At 45.0% G+C, this 19,866-nt stretch carries 22 protein-coding genes; 15 read left to right on the top strand and 7 right to left on the bottom strand.

Annotation, left to right across the window (positions count from 1 at the left end; all coding sequences use genetic code 11):
• Nucleotides 1–19: 19 nt before the first annotated feature.
• From HAP68_RS12160 to HAP68_RS12130, 7 genes are all read left to right on the top strand, one after another.
• Nucleotides 20–832: a pyruvate, water dikinase regulatory protein gene (locus tag HAP68_RS12160; protein ID WP_003152991.1), complete on the top strand. Its 813-nt coding sequence runs from the start codon at nt 20–22 to the stop codon at nt 830–832.
• 255 nt (nt 833–1,087) lie between these two features.
• Nucleotides 1,088–1,594 (top strand): YaiI/YqxD family protein, encoded by a 507-nt coding sequence (locus HAP68_RS12155; protein ID WP_003152993.1) that lies wholly within the window; start codon nt 1,088–1,090, stop codon nt 1,592–1,594.
• Nucleotides 1,595–1,615: 21 nt separating this feature from the next.
• Nucleotides 1,616–3,427: a DNA primase gene (gene dnaG / locus HAP68_RS12150; RefSeq protein ID WP_003152996.1), complete on the top strand. Its 1,812-nt coding sequence runs from the start codon at nt 1,616–1,618 to the stop codon at nt 3,425–3,427.
• A gap of 191 nt (nt 3,428–3,618) precedes the next feature.
• Nucleotides 3,619–4,740 carry an RNA polymerase sigma factor RpoD gene (rpoD, locus tag HAP68_RS12145; RefSeq protein ID WP_003152998.1) on the top strand — a complete coding sequence of 374 codons (1,122 nt, stop codon included), beginning with the start codon at nt 3,619–3,621 and terminating at the stop codon, nt 4,738–4,740.
• Nucleotides 4,741–5,090: 350 nt separating this feature from the next.
• Nucleotides 5,091–5,453 (top strand): cytochrome c550, encoded by a 363-nt coding sequence (gene cccA / locus HAP68_RS12140; protein WP_003152999.1) that lies wholly within the window; start codon nt 5,091–5,093, stop codon nt 5,451–5,453.
• A 125-nt stretch (nt 5,454–5,578) separates the two neighbouring features.
• Nucleotides 5,579–6,283: a tRNA (adenine(22)-N(1))-methyltransferase gene (locus tag HAP68_RS12135; RefSeq protein ID WP_032865765.1), complete on the top strand. Its 705-nt coding sequence runs from the start codon at nt 5,579–5,581 to the stop codon at nt 6,281–6,283.
• Entirely contained in the window at nt 6,276–7,397 is a 1,122-nt protein-coding gene (locus tag HAP68_RS12130; RefSeq protein WP_024085615.1) for a Nif3-like dinuclear metal center hexameric protein, read from the top strand. The genes HAP68_RS12135 and HAP68_RS12130 overlap by 8 nt, the downstream gene beginning before the upstream one ends.
• Nucleotides 7,398–7,417: 20 nt before the next feature.
• On the opposite strand, the gene HAP68_RS12125 is transcribed toward HAP68_RS12130, so the two are convergent.
• The gene (locus HAP68_RS12125) at nt 7,418–8,362 is read right to left on the bottom strand and encodes a 4-hydroxy-3-methylbut-2-enyl diphosphate reductase (RefSeq protein ID WP_024085614.1); all 945 of its coding nucleotides are present in this window, start codon (nt 8,360–8,362) and stop codon (nt 7,418–7,420) included.
• A 122-nt stretch (nt 8,363–8,484) separates the two neighbouring features.
• Nucleotides 8,485–9,177, bottom strand: a complete 693-nt coding sequence (gene vrrA / locus HAP68_RS12120) for a VrrA/YqfQ family protein (protein ID WP_024085613.1) — start codon at nt 9,175–9,177, stop codon at nt 8,485–8,487.
• A gap of 165 nt (nt 9,178–9,342) precedes the next feature.
• Here vrrA and HAP68_RS12115 point away from each other — a divergent pair, with 165 nt between their 5' ends.
• A complete protein-coding gene (locus tag HAP68_RS12115; RefSeq protein ID WP_003153010.1) occupies nt 9,343–10,659 on the top strand; it encodes a DEAD/DEAH box helicase in 1,317 nt (438 codons plus the stop codon).
• Between the two features lie 10 nt (nt 10,660–10,669).
• A complete protein-coding gene (locus tag HAP68_RS12110) occupies nt 10,670–11,563 on the top strand; it encodes a deoxyribonuclease IV (protein WP_024085612.1) in 894 nt (297 codons plus the stop codon).
• A 29-nt stretch (nt 11,564–11,592) separates the two neighbouring features.
• Here the strand turns inward: HAP68_RS12110 and HAP68_RS12105 are convergent, their stop codons facing one another.
• Nucleotides 11,593–11,847: a DUF2624 domain-containing protein gene (locus HAP68_RS12105; protein WP_003153013.1), complete on the bottom strand. Its 255-nt coding sequence runs from the start codon at nt 11,845–11,847 to the stop codon at nt 11,593–11,595.
• A 118-nt stretch (nt 11,848–11,965) separates the two neighbouring features.
• Here HAP68_RS12105 and HAP68_RS12100 point away from each other — a divergent pair, with 118 nt between their 5' ends.
• Entirely contained in the window at nt 11,966–12,847 is an 882-nt protein-coding gene (locus HAP68_RS12100; RefSeq protein WP_024085611.1) for a YitT family protein, read from the top strand.
• A gap of 123 nt (nt 12,848–12,970) precedes the next feature.
• On the top strand, nt 12,971–13,381 hold the full coding sequence (zur, locus tag HAP68_RS12095) for a zinc uptake transcriptional repressor Zur (RefSeq protein ID WP_003153018.1): 411 nt from the start codon (nt 12,971–12,973) through the stop codon (nt 13,379–13,381).
• A gap of 31 nt (nt 13,382–13,412) precedes the next feature.
• Here zur and HAP68_RS12090 read toward each other — a convergent pair whose 3' ends face one another.
• Complete coding sequence (locus tag HAP68_RS12090; protein ID WP_024085610.1) at nt 13,413–13,994, bottom strand: 5' nucleotidase, NT5C type; 582 nt, start codon at nt 13,992–13,994, stop codon at nt 13,413–13,415.
• Between the two features lie 133 nt (nt 13,995–14,127).
• Here HAP68_RS12090 and HAP68_RS12085 point away from each other — a divergent pair, with 133 nt between their 5' ends.
• Nucleotides 14,128–14,505 (top strand): DUF308 domain-containing protein, encoded by a 378-nt coding sequence (locus tag HAP68_RS12085; protein WP_087920773.1) that lies wholly within the window; start codon nt 14,128–14,130, stop codon nt 14,503–14,505.
• A gap of 34 nt (nt 14,506–14,539) precedes the next feature.
• On the opposite strand, the gene ispG is transcribed toward HAP68_RS12085, so the two are convergent.
• The 3 genes from ispG to HAP68_RS12070 form a co-directional block, all read right to left on the bottom strand.
• On the bottom strand, nt 14,540–15,658 hold the full coding sequence (ispG, locus tag HAP68_RS12080) for a flavodoxin-dependent (E)-4-hydroxy-3-methylbut-2-enyl-diphosphate synthase (protein ID WP_169510269.1): 1,119 nt from the start codon (nt 15,656–15,658) through the stop codon (nt 14,540–14,542).
• A gap of 132 nt (nt 15,659–15,790) precedes the next feature.
• The gene (locus HAP68_RS12075; RefSeq protein ID WP_003153022.1) at nt 15,791–16,093 is read right to left on the bottom strand and encodes a LysM peptidoglycan-binding domain-containing protein; all 303 of its coding nucleotides are present in this window, start codon (nt 16,091–16,093) and stop codon (nt 15,791–15,793) included.
• 91 nt (nt 16,094–16,184) lie between these two features.
• Complete coding sequence (locus HAP68_RS12070; RefSeq protein ID WP_032856877.1) at nt 16,185–16,949, bottom strand: DUF1189 domain-containing protein; 765 nt, start codon at nt 16,947–16,949, stop codon at nt 16,185–16,187.
• Between the two features lie 158 nt (nt 16,950–17,107).
• On the opposite strand from HAP68_RS12070, the gene HAP68_RS12065 reads away from it, so the two are divergent.
• From HAP68_RS12065 to HAP68_RS12055, 3 genes are all read left to right on the top strand, one after another.
• A complete protein-coding gene (locus HAP68_RS12065; RefSeq protein ID WP_014305430.1) occupies nt 17,108–17,590 on the top strand; it encodes a DUF456 domain-containing protein in 483 nt (160 codons plus the stop codon).
• 166 nt (nt 17,591–17,756) lie between these two features.
• Nucleotides 17,757–18,362 (top strand): superoxide dismutase SodA, encoded by a 606-nt coding sequence (gene sodA, locus HAP68_RS12060; RefSeq protein ID WP_024085608.1) that lies wholly within the window; start codon nt 17,757–17,759, stop codon nt 18,360–18,362.
• Between the two features lie 117 nt (nt 18,363–18,479).
• Nucleotides 18,480–19,769, top strand: a complete 1,290-nt coding sequence (locus tag HAP68_RS12055; protein WP_014305429.1) for an MFS transporter — start codon at nt 18,480–18,482, stop codon at nt 19,767–19,769.
• Nucleotides 19,770–19,866: the final 97 nt, after the last annotated feature.

Here is a 19,866-nt window from a genome sequence, read left to right as displayed (position 1 = left end):
AAACTAACGGGGGGATAACATGGACAATCGCATCATTTATGTAGTATCAGACTCAGTCGGAGAAACCGCCGAACTCGTTGTAAAAGCCTCGCTCAGCCAGTTTAACGGCTCAGCCGATGATACGCATATCAGAAGAATACCTTATGTGGAAGATATCGGCACCATTAATGAAGTCGTGTCTCTCGCCAAAGCGGACGGCGGCATTATTTGTTTTACGCTCGTTGTTCCTGAAATGCGCAAATACCTGGTTGAACAAGCGGAAAAAGCGAATGTGCTGTATTACGATATTATCGGTCCGCTCATCGATAAAATGGAATCGGCTTACGGTTTGACCGCCAAATATGAGCCCGGCCGCGTCCGGCAGCTTGATGAAGATTATTTCAAAAAGGTCGAGGCGATCGAGTTTGCCGTCAAATATGACGATGGCAGGGATCCAAGAGGCATTTTAAAAGCCGATATCATCCTGCTCGGAGTATCCAGAACGTCTAAAACCCCATTATCACAATATCTTGCCCATAAGCGTCTGAAAGTGGCCAATGTGCCGATCGTTCCTGAGGTCGACCCGCCGGAAGAACTGTTCAGCGTTGATCCGAAAAAATGCATCGGCTTAAAAATCAGCCCTGATAAACTGAACCATATACGTAAAGAACGGTTAAAATCTCTCGGCTTAAATGACAAAGCCATTTACGCCAATATCAACAGAATTAAAGAAGAGCTGGAGTATTTTGAGAAAATCGTGGACCGGATCGGCTGCCAAGTCGTTGACGTTTCGAATAAAGCAGTCGAAGAAACAGCGAACATCATTCATCATCTCAAAACAAAGGGCCGATAACTCAGGACGCTTTATCCTGGGTTTTTGGGTATGCAAATAGGGAATAAACAAAAAGGATGGCATCTTCGCGAAGTTTGTATTATAATAAAAAATTGTGATAAAATGTTTATTTTTAGGTTTAAGCTTCGTGTGATACGAATAAACTATTATGGGTAAGATGTCAAGAATAACTCCCGGAAATTTTTCGACAAAGCTCAAAATAGATCCGCAGTCATGGAGCATATGCGATTTCGCTTGTTTTTATGCAGGAGATTGATGGAGGGATGGAGAATTAGTCTTCTAAATGAAAAAGAAAAGACGATTTTTGTCGATGCAGACGCATGCCCCGTAAAAGAGGAAATAATGCTCATTGCATCGCAATTCAGCGTTCGGGTTATTTTCGTCGCATCATTTGAACACTACCAGATTTCCAGAAGCAAAGACGAGAACTGGGTATACGTTGATCCTCATAAAGAAGCGGCAGATTTATATATCGCAAACCATGTGCGATCGGGAGACGTCGTAGTCACGCAGGATATCGGTTTAGCATCTCTTTTGCTGAACAGAAATATTGCCGTCTTATCGGAAAGGGGCCGTTCTTATACTGAAGACACGATTGACTTCGCTCTGATGAGCCGTCATATGTCAGGCAAAATGAGGAGAAGCGGCATTCATTCCAAAGGACCTAAAAAATTAAATAAAGAAGATCGGAATCGATTTGTTACCCTGCTTAAAAAAATCCTGTCGAATGATGAAGGGATTTCAAATCAAAACATCGAATAATGTACGACGGAGTGTTATAAGATGGGAAACCGCATACCAGATGAAGTAGTTAATCAGGTGCAGCAGTCAGCAGACATTGTTGAAGTCATAGGTGATTATGTCCAATTGAAAAAGCAAGGCCGCAACTACTTTGGGCTCTGTCCGTTTCACGGGGAAAACACGCCCTCGTTTTCCGTCTCCAGCGATAAGCAGATCTTTCATTGCTTCGGATGCGGAGCGGGCGGGAACGTTTTCTCTTTCTTACGGCAGATGGAAGGCTATTCATTTACGGAAGCTGTTTCTCACCTTGCGGATAAATATCAGATTGATTTCCCTGATGATATAACGATTCACTCTGCATCCAGGCCTGAATCTTCCGGAGAGCAGAAGATGGCGGAAGCCCACGAGCTTCTGAAGAAATTTTACCATCATTTGCTAATAAATACAAAGGAAGGCCAGGAAGCGTTAGATTACCTTTTATCAAGGGGTTTTACGAAAGAGCTCATAGATGAGTTTGAAATCGGCTACGCGCTGGATTCCTGGGATTTCATGACGAAATTCTTGAAAAAGCGCGGTTTTGAGGAAGAAATGATGGAAAAAGCGGGTCTGCTGATCAGAAGAGAAGACGGCAGCGGGTATTTTGACCGTTTCAGAAACAGAATTATGTTTCCCATTCATGATCACCACGGAGCCGTGGCGGCTTTTTCAGGAAGGGCGCTCGGAAGCCAGCAGCCGAAGTATATGAACAGCCCGGAAACGCCGCTGTTTCATAAATCTAAGCTGCTGTATAACTTTCATAAGGCGCGCCTGCCGATCAGGAAAGAGGAGAGAGCCGTTCTGTTTGAAGGCTTCGCTGACGTCATATCCGCCGTCAGCTCAGGCGTAAAAGAAAGTATCGCCACAATGGGGACGTCGCTCACCGAAGAGCATGTGAAAATTCTCAGAAGAAATGTTCAGGAGGTCATTCTCTGCTACGATTCGGATAAAGCCGGGTACGAAGCTACGCTGAAAGCGGCCGGCCTGCTCCAGAAAGCCGATTGTAAGGTAAGAGTAAGCATGCTGCCTGACGGGCTTGATCCTGATGATTATATCAGAACCCGGGGCGGAGAAAAATTCCGGACCGATATCATTGATGCAAGCGTTACGGTCATGGCTTTTAAAATGCAATATTTCCGCAAAGGGAAAAACTTATCTGACGAAGGAGACCGGCTCGCTTATATGAAAGAAGTGCTGAAAGAAATCAGCGCTCTTTCCGGGTCGCTTGAGCAGGAAATGTATGTGAAGCAGCTCGCCTCAGAATTTTCTCTTTCGGTAGAATCTTTGACGGAACAGCTTTCCATCTACGCCAGACAAAACGCCCCCGGCGACAAAAACGCCGAACCGCAGACAAGACGGGCCCGGGTGACGACAAAAGCGAAACGGCGCCGTCTCCGTCCCGCCTATGAGAACGCGGAAAGACTTCTGCTCGCTCATATGCTGAGAGACCGAAACGTCATCAAGAAAGTGATTGAGCGTGTCGGCTTTGAATTTAACATTGACGGACATCGTGCGCTGGCAGCATACCTGTACGCTGTTTATGAAGAGGGTGCTGACATGACGCCGCAGCATCTTATGGCGAGAATGCAGGATGAGGAAATCAGCCAGCTGCTTTCAGATATAGGGATGCTCCAAGTAAACGAGGAGCTCTCAGAGGCCGAGTTATCCGATTACGTAAAAAAAGTGTTGGATCACCGAAAATGGTCAATGATAAAGGAAAAAGAAGCAGAAAGAGCAGATGCGGAGAGGCAGAAAGACTTCGTGAAAGCTGCGTCTCTGGCTCAAGAAATTGTTGCATTGAACCGATCATTAAAGTAACAACAAATAGAGGCTTGCGTTCTGATTGGCAATGATTCCTTGCGGAGGAGCAAATAGATCGCTTAACCTCATCATGAATTGTCATTATTATCCGCAGCCCTGCATGCTGAAAAAGAGAGAAGGCTTTCGGGTCGGATAAGAAACATACCGCTTTTAGAATTCGTTGCAAGCTTTGGAAGGAGGGATCCATAATGGCTGATAAACAAACCCACGAAACAGAAACAGAACTTACATTAGACCAGGTAAAAGAGCAGCTTACTGAAACTGGAAAAAAACGTGGCGTTTTAACATATGAAGAAATTGCTGAACGCATGTCCAGCTTTGAAATTGAATCAGACCAAATGGATGAGTATTATGAATTTTTAGGAGAACAAGGTGTTGAATTAATTAGTGAAAATGAAGAAACGGAAGATCCTAATATTCAACAGCTTGCCAAAGCCGAAGAAGAATTTGACCTTAATGACCTCAGCGTACCGCCTGGCGTAAAGATCAATGATCCAGTCCGCATGTACCTTAAGGAAATCGGACGGGTAAATCTTCTTTCTGCTAAAGAAGAAATCACCTACGCTCAAAAAATTGAAGAGGGTGACGAGGAATCTAAACGCAGACTGGCTGAAGCAAACCTTCGTTTAGTTGTCAGCATTGCTAAACGGTATGTCGGCCGCGGCATGCTTTTCTTAGACTTGATCCAAGAAGGAAACATGGGTCTCATGAAAGCCGTCGAGAAGTTTGACTACCGTAAAGGATATAAATTCAGTACGTATGCGACTTGGTGGATCAGACAGGCGATTACACGCGCCATCGCTGACCAGGCGAGAACAATCCGTATCCCGGTTCACATGGTGGAAACCATTAATAAATTAATCCGGGTGCAGCGTCAGCTTCTTCAGGATCTTGGCAGAGAGCCGACACCGGAAGAGATTGCTGAAGACATGGATCTTACGCCTGAAAAAGTCCGTGAAATATTAAAAATTGCTCAAGAGCCAGTTTCTTTAGAAACACCGATCGGTGAAGAAGACGACTCACATCTCGGTGATTTTATCGAAGACCAGGAAGCGACATCTCCGTCGGATCATGCGGCATATGAGCTTTTAAAAGAACAGCTGGAAGATGTGCTGGATACGTTGACAGATCGTGAAGAAAACGTGCTGCGTCTCCGTTTCGGTCTGGATGACGGACGCACAAGAACTTTGGAAGAAGTCGGCAAAGTGTTTGGAGTAACGAGAGAGCGTATTCGCCAAATTGAAGCAAAAGCGCTTCGCAAATTGAGACATCCGAGCAGAAGCAAGCGTCTGAAGGATTTTCTCGAATAGAATGGAACGGGTCTTTTTGATCCGTTCTTTTTTATGTATAAGATATATGGATAATATACCTTTATTTTACTGGATAAGCATATGTTTTGCAAATGAGTTCGGAAAAAATGCGGCATGTCCTGAAAGGGGGAAAATGAGACAAGTTTATTTATATTCTTTATTGTAAGCGTATACAATTCATTATACAATAGAATAAAGATAATTTTGTGGTAAGCAAAACAGTTATTTTTGCTTTTTGTATAAATTGTGAAATCAATAAAATTGCTGAGCAAGACCATTTACTTTTTGTAAAAATAAGTTAGAATTAGAAGTGTTTACATAGGGGAAGAATGAAAAAGGGGGATGGAGATATGAAGTGGAATCCGCTGATTCCTTTTTTGCTCATTGCAGTGCTGGGAATAGGGCTGACTTTCTTTTTAGCTGTAAAAGGCAATGGAGATGCGCATCAGATCGCAAGCGGCGGTGAAAGCAAAAATGCCGAGAAGGAAACTGCAAACGCTTCACCTGAAGAGATTTATAAAGCCAACTGCATCACCTGTCACGGAGAAAACTATGAAGGTGTGTCAGGGCCGAACTTAAAAGGCGTCGGCAAAAGAAAAGATGTCGCTGAGATTAAAACAAAAATTGAAAAAGGCGGCAACGGGATGCCCGCGGGCCTTGTGCCGGCCGAAAAGCTGGATGACATGGCAAAATGGGTTTCTGACATTAAATAAAGCTTTACCGGTCCCTATATAAAAGACATATGAAAAACTCTATCCGCCGCTTGGATTCCGGGCGGTTTTTTTATATGATAGTAAAGGAAAAAGAACCTGAGAAAAGTTGTGATATTGTGAATGAAATGAAGTTATCGAAAAGATTGCAGTCTGTGGCGGAATATATCCCTCCGGGTGCCCTGGTTGCTGATATCGGGTCAGACCACGCGTATCTTCCTTGCTATGCCGTTTTGAATCATTTGGCAAGCCGGGCAATCGCCGGTGAAATTACAGACGGACCGTTTCTATCCGCCAAACAGCAGGTGGAAAAACTGGACTTAAGCACTCTTATCTCCGTAAGGAAAGGTGACGGGCTGAGCGTCCTTGAAAAAGGAGAAGCCGGCGCCATTACGATCGCTGGCATGGGCGGAGCGCTGATCGCTCATATTTTGGAGTCGGGAAAAACGAAATTGACAGGGCGTGAACGGCTGATTCTGCAGCCGAATATTCATGCCGTTCATATAAGAGAGTGGCTGTATCAGGAAGGCTATGAACTGCTTGATGAAGTGATTCTCGAAGAAGACGGAAAGTGTTATGAAATCCTCGTTGCGGAAACTGGCGACCGTGATGCGCCTTATCGGGATGTGCCGATGGCTGTCGGAATGCTTGCGGGTCCGTTTTTGTTAAAAGAGAGGAATGAAGTGTTTCTTCGGAAATGGAGCCAGGAACTTAAGCATACTGAACAAATTTATGAACAGATCAGCCGCAGCGCAAAGCATGAAAATCATGAAAAATTAGCTGAATTGAAAGAGCGGATTTCTCTGCTGAAGGAGGTAATCGGACATGCCTAAACATGTGAACGGACAGGAAATCATCCAGCTGTTTGAACAATTTTCACCGAAGGCTTATGCGGTGGAAGGAGATAAAATCGGACTGCAGATCGGTACATTGAATAAGCCGGTGAAAAATGTCATGGTGACACTGGATGTTTTGGAACAAACGGTAGATGAAGCCATTGAGAAAAAAGTTGACTTAATTATCGCCCACCATCCGCCGATTTTTCGGCCGCTTAAACAGATCACCACTGATCAGCCGGGCGGAAGACTGATTGAGAAATGTATAAAGCATGATATTGCCGTATATGCGGCTCATACGAATCTTGATGTAGCGGACGGCGGTGTTAACGATCTGCTTGCCGAAGCTCTCGGCCTGACAGACACTGAAGTGCTCGTCCCGACATATTCGGACCCGATGAAAAAACTTGCCGTATATGTTCCGAAAGACTATGAAGAAGCTGTAAGAACCGCACTCGGCAACGCCGGAGCGGGACATATCGGCAATTACAGCCATTGCGCGTTCTCTTCTGAGGGAATCGGGAGCTTTAAGCCGCTGGACGGGGCAGACCCGTTTATCGGACAGACGGGAGAGCTGGAACTCGTCCATGAAGTGAGACTTGAGACCGTTTTTCCGGCAAGTATGGAGAAAACCGTCGTAAAAGCGCTGAAAAAAAGCCATCCGTATGAAGAGGTGGCATATGATATTTATCCGGTGGAGCAGTCTCCGCTTGAAAAAGGCCTCGGCCGGATCGGAAAACTTCAGCAGGACATGACGCTTGAAGAGTTTGCTCTGTTTGTGAAAGAAAAGTTTGACGTTAACGGAGTCCGGATGGTCGGAGAGCGAAACAGCAAGGTGAAAAAGGTCGCGGTTCTTGGCGGCGACGGAAATAAATATATTTATCAGGCAAAGCGGAAAGGTGCAGATGTTTACGTGACGGGCGACCTTTATTTTCATGTAGCGCATGATGCGATGATGATGGGATTAAACGTCGTGGACCCGGGGCATTATGCTGAAAAGATCATGAGAAAAGGCACGGCTGAGAAGCTTACGGCAATGGCCGGAGAGAAAAACTATGACGTGCGCATTTTCGCTTCCGAAACAGATACAAACCCATTTACCTTCTTATAAAAAAACTGAGGCCCCGGGCCTCAGTTTTTTATTTTTACTTTCGGAAGAATTTTTTTGAGCGGCACACTGTGTTCAAGCTGCCATGTCGATTCATCGTTGTGGTCAAACTGCTCTAAAAAGCGGATGACTTCCTTTGTAATCGGTGTCGGTGTTGATGCGCCTGCGGTAACGGCGACGGTATTGACGTCTTTCAGCCATTCGAGCTTCAGTTCACTGATGTCTCCGATTCGGTAGGCTTTTGTTCCGGCGATTTCTTCTGACACTTGAGCCAGCCTGTTGGAGTTATTGCTTTTCGGATCGCCGACAACAATGGTTAAGTCCGCTTTTTTTGCCTGCTCTGATACAGCTTCTTGACGAACCTGTGTGGCCAGGCAGATTTCCTGATGGTATTCCACGTGCGGGTGCTTTTCTTTGACTGATTCCATAATATCGTGGACGTCCCACTGGGACATTGTCGTTTGGTTTGTAACGATTAATTTCTCAGCCTGAATATCGAGATTTCTGACGTCTTCTTCTGTTTCAACGAGATGAACGATTTCAGGAGCGACGCCGACGGCTCCTTCAGGCTCGGGGTGGCCTTTTTTGCCGATGTATATGACATGATAGCCTTCAGCTTTTACTTTTCGGATTAAGTCATGTGTTTTCGTGACGTCCGGGCATGTGGCATCAATCGTAACAAGCCCTTTTTCCTCAGCGGCTTTTCTTACTTCCGGAGATACCCCGTGAGCCGTGAAAATAACGGTTCCTTTTTCCACCTGCTTTAAAATCTCCAGACGGTTTGTGCCGTCAAGCGTGTAAATGCCGTCTTCCTCAAACGCATCTGTGACATGCTTATTATGAACAATCATTCCGAGTATATATATAGGTCTTGGCAGTGTTTTATCGAGTGACGCGTTTTTGGCTATGACCATGGCATCAACAACGCCGTAACAGTAGCCGCGCGGCGATATTTTGATAACGTCCAATGTAGATGTCCTCCTATCAAAAGTGAGTGTAGAGGCAATATAAAAAGCCGTAGTTAAACGGCTCAAATCTTGCATTCTTCTGATCTCATTATAGCTAATCTTTCGTGAGATATCAAAGAATGTTAAATATATAATTTCGGCTTTGATCTGCCCGATGTTCTTTTTGGACGCGGCTGTTCCGCTGAGTCTGCCTGTGCGGCGTCTTTTTCTTTTGAAGCGGATGCTTTTTCAGACGTCTTCTTTGATGTGTTGGATGAGGCGTCTGATTTGTTTTCATCTTCTGTTTCATCTGTTTTTTCAGCTTCATCCTTTTTATCCTGTTCGTCTGTTTCTTTTGTCTCGTCAGATTCATTCTCATCATCGCTGCTGCTTAATTGGCTGTAAAGCTTCATCATGGCGGGCAGACTCCGTACTAAAGGACCGTACTGCTGAATCATCGGTGTAACCTGCTGCGCCACGCCGAGCACCTTCTGAACGTTGCCGAGCATGCTCGACAGGGATGCCGGACTTGCCAGGTTCTGTATTCCCTGCAGTCCTGCACCTGCTCCTCCGCTGGCCGCCGGTGCCGACGCGGCAGCGCTTCCTCCTCCTGAACCGGGTAAAAAACGGGAAAGCATCCCTTTTAAGCTCCCTCCGCCGCCCGTGCCTGCGTTTCTCAGGCCCGCTCCGGCAATCTGCTGCTGAGGGAAAAGCTGCCGGCCCTGCTGCATCAGCTGCCGGCCCGGCAATGACGGTCTTCCTCCCATCATCATACGCGGATTCATCAACGGCCGGCCCTGCTGCGCCATATTTCTCATCGGCTGCTGTGGAAACATACTTGTACCTCCTTTCTGTCTCTCTGCTATTACAATATGCATCGGAGGGGGCATTTGCTTTTCTGTCTCGAAAACAGGATTCCCCCAAGACATGGTGTTTTTAAGTAAAATCGGTTATAATGTGATGATGGACACAGAATGTGCCGCTTTAAGGAGCTGGGAAAAATGAAAGAAACTAAATTTGATGGATACAACTTAAAACCGTTTATTATAGATGCAGTTCACCGCCTTGGTTTTTATGAACCGACAGATATTCAAAAGCGGCTGATACCCGCCGTGCTGAAAAACGAAAGCGTGATCGGGCAGTCCCAGACGGGGACGGGGAAAACCCACGCCTATTTATTGCCAATTTTGAATCGGATTGATCCGGGTTCTGATACGGTGCAGGCTGTTATCACGGCGCCGACGAGAGAGCTTGCCAATCAGATTCATCAGGAAGCGCTCAAAATCACACAGGGTGCGGAAGATGAGCCGATCCGGACGAAATGTTTCATCGGAGGGACGGACAAGCAAAAATCAATTGATAAGCTGAAAACACAGCCTCATCTCGTCGTCGGAACGCCGGGCCGGATCGCGGATCTGATTAAGGCGCAGGCATTGAACGTCTATAAAGCGCAGTCTCTCGTCATTGACGAAGCAGATCTGATGCTTGACATGGGCTTTTTAGAAGACGTTGATTATATCGGATCGCGGATGCCGGAAGAACTTCAGATGCTTGTGTTCTCAGCTACGATTCCGGAAAAGCTGAAGCCGTTTTTGAAAAAGTATATGGAAAATCCGAAGTACGCGCATGTTGAGCCGAAAAGAATCACAGCCGAAAAGATTGAACATGTTTTGGTTCCTTCTAAACAGCGTGATAAAGACAAGCTGCTTTTTGATATGATGTCTCATCTGAATCCTTATCTGGGCATTGTGTTTGCCAATACGAAAAACACGGCTGACCATATTGCGAAATACCTGACTGAAAAGGGCATGAGGATCGGTCTTCTGCATGGGGGATTAACGCCGCGTGAGCGTAAGAAGGTAATGAAACAGATTAATGATCTGGAATTCACTTATGTCATTGCGACAGACCTTGCGGCAAGAGGAATTGACATTAAAGGCGTAAGCCACGTCATCAACTATGAGCTTCCGGACGATCTGGATTTTTATGTTCACCGCGTCGGGAGAACCGCACGCGCCGGTTCATCAGGCCAAGCACTGACCATTTATGAGCTTTCTGACGAAGATGCGCTCGTAAGACTCGAAAAGATGGGTATTGTGTTTGACTATGCGGAGCTTGTAAACGGCGAATGGAAGAAAGGCGATGACCGCCATCGCCGCAAAAAACGCAAAAAATCGGAGAATGAGGCCGACCAAATGGCGAAGCGCCTCGTGAAAAAACCGAAAAAAGTGAAGCCGGGCTATAAAAAGAAAATGAGCTACGAAATGGAAAAGATAAAAAGAAAGCAGAGAAGAAACAAATCTAATAAAGGAAAGTAGGGGACTCGGGTTGCTGAAAATAGGTTCACACGTCTCAATGAGCGGAAAACATATGCTCCTTGCCGCAAGCAAGGAAGCTGTTTCGTACGGGGCGAATACATTTATGATCTATACGGGCGCTCCCCAAAACACGCGCCGCAAAAAAATTGAAGACTTGAATATCGAAGCGGGCCGCGCCCATATGAAGGAAAACGGCATCGATGAGATTGTCGTGCATGCGCCGTACATCATTAACATCGGAAATACTACAAATCCGGCAACGTTTGAGCTGGGTGTTGATTTTCTGCGTTCTGAAATTGAAAGAACGGCAGCAATCGGCGCGAAACAGATCGTGCTTCATCCGGGAGCGCATGTCGGAGCCGGGGCTGAGACGGGCATCAAAAAAATCATTGAAGGTTTAAACGAAGTGATTGTTCCCGGTCAAAACGTGCAGATTGCGCTGGAAACAATGGCGGGCAAAGGATCAGAATGCGGAAGAAGCTTTGAAGAGCTGGCCGAGATCATTGCGGGGGTTACGCATAATGAACATCTATCCGTCTGCTTTGACACTTGCCACACCCATGACGCCGGGTATGATGTCGCCAATGATTTTGACGGTGTTCTTAACGAGTTTGATAAAATCGTCGGCATCGATCGGATAAAAGTCCTTCATGTGAATGACAGTAAAAATATTAAAGGCGCCCGGAAAGACCGCCATGAAAATATCGGGTTCGGAGAGATCGGTTTTGACGCTCTGCAGTACATCGTTCATCACGAGCAGCTTGCCGATATTCCGAAAATCCTCGAAACACCGTATGTAGGCGAAGACAAGAAAAATAAGAAGCCGCCGTACCGTTTTGAAATCGAAATGCTGAAAGAAAAGCAGTTTGATCAGGAGCTTCTTGAAAAAATATCAGCTCAATAAAAAAGGAGGGGGAATTGCCCCCTCCTTTTTTATCCTGAGAATTGGTTGAAAAGTTCGTCAACTTTCCGAGCCGTTTCTTTTGAGGTTATCGTTTCTACTTTTTTCAGCAGGCGAAGCCGCTCCTGTTCATCAAAAATATTGATGTTTTTTCCGTGCATCAGAGCCGCTACCTCAGCCGCTTGACTTCTCGTAATGCTGATTCCGTATTGCTTGGAATATTTCAGAAGATCGTCCGCAGTGACTTGATTGAGCCGCTGCAAAATAATTCTTTGTATTAAAATCATCGATACTTTCACCTCTTTAGACATAATGTATTGAGCAAATCATTAAAATGTTACGGCTTTTAATGGTAAAATGAAGTTGCTTACTGTTTAAAATAGTTATTACAGGAAAGGAGATTTTATGACCCCAAATAAACAGCATAAAAGAGAGTCATTTTTACACTTTATCTTCAGGGTCATTATGATTCTGATCGGGGCGGGTTCAGCCGCTGTAAGTATTGAATTGTTTCTGGTCCCTAATAATTTTATCGACGGAGGCATTATCGGTGTTTCATTAATTTTAGACCACCTCTTTATGTCCAATCCCCTCCTCAATTTCGCCTTATTCGTTGTGTTACTCAACATTCCATTTATGATTTTCGGATATAAATATATCGGAAAAACATTTCTCATCTCTACTGTTATCGGAATTGTCGGTTTAGCGCTGATTGAATCCTCCTTGCACCAAGTGGAGGCCATTACGACCCAGCCTATTTTGGCGACGGTATTCGGCGGGCTTTTGCTCGGTTTCGGGGTAGGCCTTGTCATCCGAAACGGAGGCTCGATGGACGGTACTGAAATACTCGGTATCCTTCTCACAAAAAAGCTGCCCTTCTCAGTCGGAGAATTCGTTATGCTCATCAATGTGTTTATTTTTATTTGGGCCGGTTTTGTGTTCGGTCCGGAGCAGGCGATGTATTCTTTCATGACTTATTATATTGCCATGAAAACGATTGACGCCGTCATCCAGGGGCTTGATGAAACAAAAGCGGTCATTATTGTGGCAGATCAGTATGCGGAAATTTCAGACGCAATCTTGCATCGGCTTGGAAGGGGAACCACCAAGCTTCAGGGAAAAGGCGGATATACGGATGAATCCAAAGAAGTCATTTACGCGGTCGTGACAAGGCTTGAAGTGACTAAATTGAAATCCATTGTGTTTGAAATTGATAAAAACGCCTTTATTACGATCATGAATACCCATGAAACGAGGGGCGGTAAGTTCAAAACCGCGATTCACTAGGCTTTCATTTACTTTTCATCATTTTATAGGTATAATTTGATACATCATAAGAAAATGGCCTGCTGTTCAGACAGCTGCCATTTTCTTTTTGGAGCGATACCGTGTTGTAAAGGGGAGGTCCTCATGAACGTACAAGAAGCGTTGAACCTGCTGAAAGAAAAAGGGTATAAATATACGAGTAAGCGAGAAGACATGCTGCAGCTTTTTGCTGATTCTGATAAATATCTGACCGCCAAAAACGTGCTTGCCGCATTAAATGACGACTATCCGGGTCTGAGTTTTGATACCATATACCGAAATCTTTCGTTATATGAAGAACTCGGCATTTTGGAAACGACGGAGCTTTCCGGAGAAAAACTGTTCCGTTTTACATGCTCTTATACCCATCATCATCACCATTTTATCTGTTTAACCTGCGGGAAAACGAAGGAAATTGAGTCCTGTCCGATGGATAAGCTGCACGATGATTTGGAAGGGTATGAAATCAGCGGCCATAAGTTTGAAATTTACGGCACCTGTCCGGCGTGCCGATAAAAAACCTCCTGCTATATACAGGAGGTTTTTTTCAGCTTTTAACATGCTGAAAGCTGTGTTTGTTTTTATTAATCCAGGCGACGGCTTCAAGCCAATTCTGCACCCTGATAATATTGGAATCGATGGGGAGCTGATTATATGGGGAGTTAAAAAGGATAACCGGAATGCCTGATTCTTTTGCGATCATTGTCGCGTTGCCGTGGTGATCTTCGAAAAATAAATCAATGCCGTGTTTTTTGACAGCTTCCACTTTGTGATGGCCTCCGACAAGCTCAATGTGATCGTAATGAATGTCCCGGTTTGCAAACCAGTCCAGCGTAACATCTTCTAAGTGGCTGCGTCTTGCCGTAATGTAGATTAGACGGTGCTCTTCTTTCAGTCCGTCCAGTGCCTGCTTGGCAAATTCCGCGAGCTTCGCTTCTTTATATATGGCTGCTTCATGAACGTTCATCCATTCCCAAAATTCCTCGTCTGTAATGTTCAAAAGCTTCGTCAGATCATAATCAGTCATATCATCCAAGGTAATGGAAAGATGAAATGAGCGGTTTAAATAAGGGACAAATGTATCCTGTGCCGTAACTGTGCCGTCAATATCTATACCTAACCGTAACATGTCCACACTCCTATAGATTCATCCCTTCAAGTGTAACATAAACAATTAACAATACCAGAAAAGTTTAGCAAACATGAATCCGTAAAAAACGCGGAAACTAAAAAAGCTCCTTTCATAAAAGAAAAAGGGGGAATTGAAGGTGGCATACGATTACGAAAATCGAAAAGGCAACGACTATTACGTGGATCATGGATCGGAAGGAACCGATATCACGCGTGATGTTTATTCAGAAGAAACAGCGGCCGAAATCTCAGAGCCATATCGTGCTTCTGACCGGGCAGCAGACCGTGATGATAATCGGGACGGAGTAAGTGAAGGCCGGGGGATAGGGTATGCAGCATTGGCTATTTCTATCATTTCCCTGTTTGTGCTCCCTGTTTTATTAGGGGCATGCGGCATTATCGTCGGCTATATCGCCAGAAGAAGAGGAGCAGGCGCTTTAGGCGGATGGGCGATGGGAATCGGTATTGTTTCCCTTGTGCTTGGCATCTTCATTACACCGTTTTTTTAACACAACGCAAAAAAAAAGCTTGGCGGAATATCCGTCAAGCTTTTTGTGTTTCTTGTTCTGCTTTTGCTTTTTCCGCTTCAAGCTTTGCATAGTGTTCTTCTGCCAGCTTGTCGATTTCTTTTTTCAGCTCTTCGACCATTGTTTCTTCAGGGACTTTGCGGACGATTTGGCCTTTGCGGAAAAGAAGTCCTTCGCCGCGTGCGCCGGCAATCCCGATATCAGCTTCTCTTGCTTCGCCCGGTCCGTTAACGGCACATCCGAGAACCGCTACTTTAATCGGCGCTTTGACTTTAGAAATGTATTCTTCCACTTCATTTGCGATGCTGATGAGATCAATTTCGATCCGTCCGCATGTCGGGCATGAAATAAGCGTAGCCGCGTTTGAAGCAAGACCGAATGATTTCAGCAGTTCTCTGGCTACTTTTACTTCTTCAACAGGATCGGCGCTCAGAGAGATCCGGAGCGTGTTACCGATTCCTTTGCTTAAAATCGCTCCGAGTCCGGCCGCGCTTTTTACCGTTCCGGCAAACAGCGTGCCCGATTCTGTAATTCCGAGGTGAAGCGGATAATCAAATGCTTTTGACGCTTTTTCGTATGCTTCTATGGCGAGGTTGACGTCAGACGCTTTCATACTGACGATGATGTCATGAAAGTCAAGGTCTTCCAGGATTTTGATATGATGAAGCGCACTCTCAACCATTCCGTCAGCAGTCGGATAGCCGTATTTTTCTAAAATGCGCTTTTCCAAAGATCCCGCGTTTACGCCGATCCGGATCGGAATTCCTTTTTCTTTCGCCGCTTTTACGACGGCTTCCACTTTTTCGCGACGGCCGATGTTTCCCGGATTGATTCTGATTTTGTCGGCCCCGCCCTCAATTGCTTTTAATGCAAGCTTGTAGTCAAAATGAATATCGACAACGAGAGGGATGGAAATTTGTTTTTTGATGTCGGCAATCGCGTTAGCGGCGCGTTCGTCCGGACATGCCACCCGGACAATTTGGCAGCCGGCTTCGGCTAAACGGTTGATTTCCGCAACTGTTGCTTCTACGTCGTGTGTTTTGGTCGTCGTCATACTCTGAATGACGACTTCGTTATTTCCGCCTATTGTTAAAGGTCCCACTTTGACGGGACGCGTTTTTGTACGATGTGTGATTTCACTCACTTGTCAATCGCTCCTTAATTGTAGTTACCGCTTTTGCAGGCTGAGCCTTTTACATGTCAGGCAACTTCTATTTACATGTTATATTGTAACAGTGTATTTGCCGAACTGACAAGAAATTAACGTTTAATTGCGGTAGACGGGGAATTTATAAGCGGTGCCTGCCTGAATGGCGTTTGCTTTTACATTCGGATTCAGCGCTTCAAAATCTTGTGCAATATCATCTGGCGCTTTATGTGCGCCGACTATCGACATCACCGTATCGCCTTTTTTGACCGTAACCGTTCTGTATGAAGCTTCCTGTTGGGCTGGCTGTGCCGCCGCTGCGTATGCTGGAAGGTCTTGAGAAGGGATCGTGCCGATTTTAAGATCGTAAAAGATAATGAATATCACAAATAAACTGCCGAATACAAAAGTAAGCCGCTTCATTCCAACCGCCTCCCGCATACATTTTTACTTCATTGTATGCTTGTCCCATTTTGTTCATGACAAAAAAGAAGACCGCCGGGGGCAGTCTTTGTTATACATCTGTTTTACTTCGCGGTATCTCTTTTAAGACGAGGAAAAGGATGATAAAGTTTACAAACCAATTCACTAAAAATTCACTCGGCACCGTAATAACAAGCGCGCGCATGATCGTAAAGAATACGGTCGAAAGTGTAATGGAATAAGCCGAAAGCTTCCAGAGCTGCTGGTAATTCAATGTCTTTCTTTGCGCATTTTTCAATATCAGGCCGATGACGGCGAGAAATGATACTTCAATGAATTTGCCTGCCGCTGTCATGATGAACAGCAAAACGGACAGGACGGTGACGATCATTGTTTTATTTTGGTTTAATGCTGATATGATTTCTTTTTTTGTGATATCGGCAGGCATCAGCGAATAATTCATTTCTGTCGCTTGTCCGTCTACAGCAAGCACCATTTTATTTTTCAAAATGCCGATCGCATTTTGTTTCGCCGCTATTTGTTTCGCGCCGTAAGCATCTGTGGGATCAAAGACGATGACGAACCCGTTCGCTTCCGTTTCCTTAGAGGCGGACGCTTTCGTCTGCAATTCTCCGTTTGAAATGCTGAAATCAGGGAAATCTTTCTTTAACACGGTTTTGAAACCGTTCATTGAGTTTACGGTGCCGGAGCAAAGGTAATAAGCGCTTGGCAGCGTAAAAAGGACAGACAGCAAAAATACATAAAGGATCGCTTTTCCTATCCCCTGAAACCGTGTTTTTGCAATATCTGCCGGAGAGTATGTACTTTTCAATAAAGCCGTAAATATGTTCAACATCTTCACTTCCTAGCCTAAACTGGTATATGTTGCTTATTGTATCGTTCACAGGGGATGAACACAAGTGAGAGTATTTAAAGCGGTGATAAGGAATCATACATAATAAGATAAAGCGGGAAGCGGTGATCGCCCGCAAAACAAAGGAGGGTGTTTTTGTCATGAGTGTTTTGTATTGGCTGATTATCATTGCGGTCTTCATCATTGCTTTTATCGGGCTTGTATATCCGGTGATTCCAAGCGTTATTTTTATTGTGGCCGGTTTTCTTCTCTACGGATTTTTGTTTTCCTTCAGTCCTTATTCTTACCTGTTTTGGCTCATTGAGGCGGTATTTGCGGCCGTTTTATTCGCAGCTGATTATGTGTCAAATTTACTTGGCGTTAAAAGGTACGGAGGAAGCAGGGCGGCAATCTGGGGAAGCACGATCGGATTATTGATCGGGCCCTTCGTTATTCCCGTGGCAGGCATTATATTAGGGCCGTTTATCGGTGCTGTCTGCGCTGAGGTGTTTGTTCATCAAAAGGATATCAAGTCCGCGGCAAAAGTGGGGCTCGGCTCGTTAATCGGTTTTTTAACAAGCGTGGCGGCAAAAGGCGTCATTCAGCTCTTTATGATCGGATATTTCTTATGGACGGTGCTTTAGAAAGGTTTAATTTCGGCAGGGAACGGATAAAGTGTAATATGTCTGCTGGAATCGCCGGATTGTGAGCTTTTTCATTGATTACCATGCTTTCTTTTGTTACATTGAGATTAGAAAAGTTCGCGTTAAGCGGCATTTCAGTACATATATTTAAAGGAGGAAAAAAATTATGGCTTACAAACTTCCAGAATTGCCTTACGCTTATGATGCTTTAGAACCTCATATCGATAAGGAAACGATGACGATTCATCATACGAAGCACCATAACACATACGTGACAAACCTCAACAAAGCGATCGAAGGATCAGCGCTTGCAGAGAAATCTGTAGATGAGCTTGTTGCTGATTTGAACGCAGTGCCGGAGGACATCCGCACAGCTGTCCGCAACAATGGCGGCGGACATGCCAACCACTCTTTATTCTGGACTCTTTTATCTCCGAACGGCGGAGGCGAACCGACTGGTGAGCTTGCTGAAGAGATCAAAAACACGTTCGGAAGCTTCGATCAATTTAAAGAAAAATTCGCCGCAGCAGCTGCCGGCCGTTTCGGTTCAGGCTGGGCTTGGCTTGTTGTAAACAACGGCAAACTTGAAATTACAAGCACGCCAAACCAAGATTCACCGCTTTCAGAGGGTAAAACACCTGTCCTCGGTCTTGATGTTTGGGAGCATGCGTACTACCTGAACTACCAAAACCGCCGTCCTGATTACATTTCAGCTTTCTGGAATGTTGTGAACTGGGATGAAGTTGCCCGTCTTTACAGCGAAGCAAAATAAATAGTTCGATCAAACAAGGTCTCCCGCGGGAGGCCTTGTTTTTTTATTGACTTTGAATCCTTTTACATATCTCAGTTTGAGTGAGACAAACTAATGTGTAGTAAAGGGGAGTCAATGATGAGCAAAATAAAAAAAATTATCGGCGACATCGAAATAAATAAAGGGCTGCTGCTGTTATTGACGATTGGCGGCCTTTACTCATTGGGCATCGCGCTGTCAAATACATTTGTCAACGTGTATTTGTGGAAGCAGTCGGGAAAATTTATTGATTTGGCCATATACAATTTGTCGGTCGTAACGATGCAGCCGGTTACCTTTCTGCTGGCCGGCCGGCTGGCTAAAAAAATTGACAGGGTGTTTATTCTCAGGTTCGGCGTTATCTTTTTGGCCGCTTTTTATTTAAGTGTGCTGCTTGCCGGAGAAACTGCGGCTTCCCGTCTCGTTTTGATAGGGGCCGTGCTCGGAGTTGGATACGGCTTTTACTGGCTGGCTTTTAATGTGCTGACTTTCGAAATTACGGAACCGGAAACGAGAGATTTTTTTAACGGGTTTTTAGGCATTTTGTCTTCATCGGCGGGCATGATCGGTCCGATTGTGGCCGGATATGTCATTTCAAGACTTGAAAACAATACGGGTTATACAATCATTTTCAGCCTGTCGCTCGGCTTATTTGCCCTTGCCGTGGTCATGAGCTTTTTTCTGAAGCGGAGGGAGTCGAAAGGCCGGTTTATGCTGAAAAAAGTTTTTGATGAGCGCCACACGAATCTGAATTGGCGCCGGATTACCAACGCGCACTTTTTTCAAGGCTTGAGAGAGGGGATTTTTGTTTTTTTAATCAGCGTTTTTGTATTCATTGCGACAAACAGTGAGCTGGCGCTCGGAACATTCGGTCTCGTCAATTCCGCGGTTTCTTTTTTTGCCTATTATTTTGCATCAAGGCTCATCAAAAAAAGAGCGCGGAAAAAGGCGATTCTTATCGGCGGATTGATCTTGTACGGCGCCCTGTTTCTTATCATTTTTAAAATGAGCTTCACGACGCTCCTTTTGTACGGAGTGTTTATTGCGATCGGCTATCCAGTTCTGCTCGTGCCGTATGTCTCGCTTACATATGATGTGATAGGCCGGGCGCGGCTTGCCAGAAAAGCCAGAATTGAATACATTGTGCTCAGGGAGTTATTTTTAAATGCGGGCCGGATCGTTTCCATCCTTTGTTTCCTTGTAATCGTTACATTATTCAAGGAAAAAGTGGGAATACCGGCGGCGCTCGTGCTGCTCGGAGCCGGCCATCCGCTGATTTATTACTTTATAAAAGACATCAGACTGGATACGGAAACTTCTGATGAAACAGTAGAAGAAGACCGACAAAAACAGGCGGCGGAACCGAATTTTATAAAAGGAGAAAGATAAAAGGGTTATCTGTAGAAAAATATCGAAAAAACCTTTAGAATGAAAAATGGCACCTGAACAGAAGGTGTCATTTCTTTCTGTAAATAAGAAAAGGTGA

Source organism: Bacillus sp. Bvel1 (genome assembly GCF_014872755.1).
GTDB classification, from domain to species: Bacteria; Bacillota; Bacilli; order Bacillales; family Bacillaceae; genus Bacillus; species Bacillus velezensis.
The sequence above is the reverse complement of the archived record's forward strand: the minus strand, read 5'-3'. Positions and strand labels throughout refer to the sequence as shown.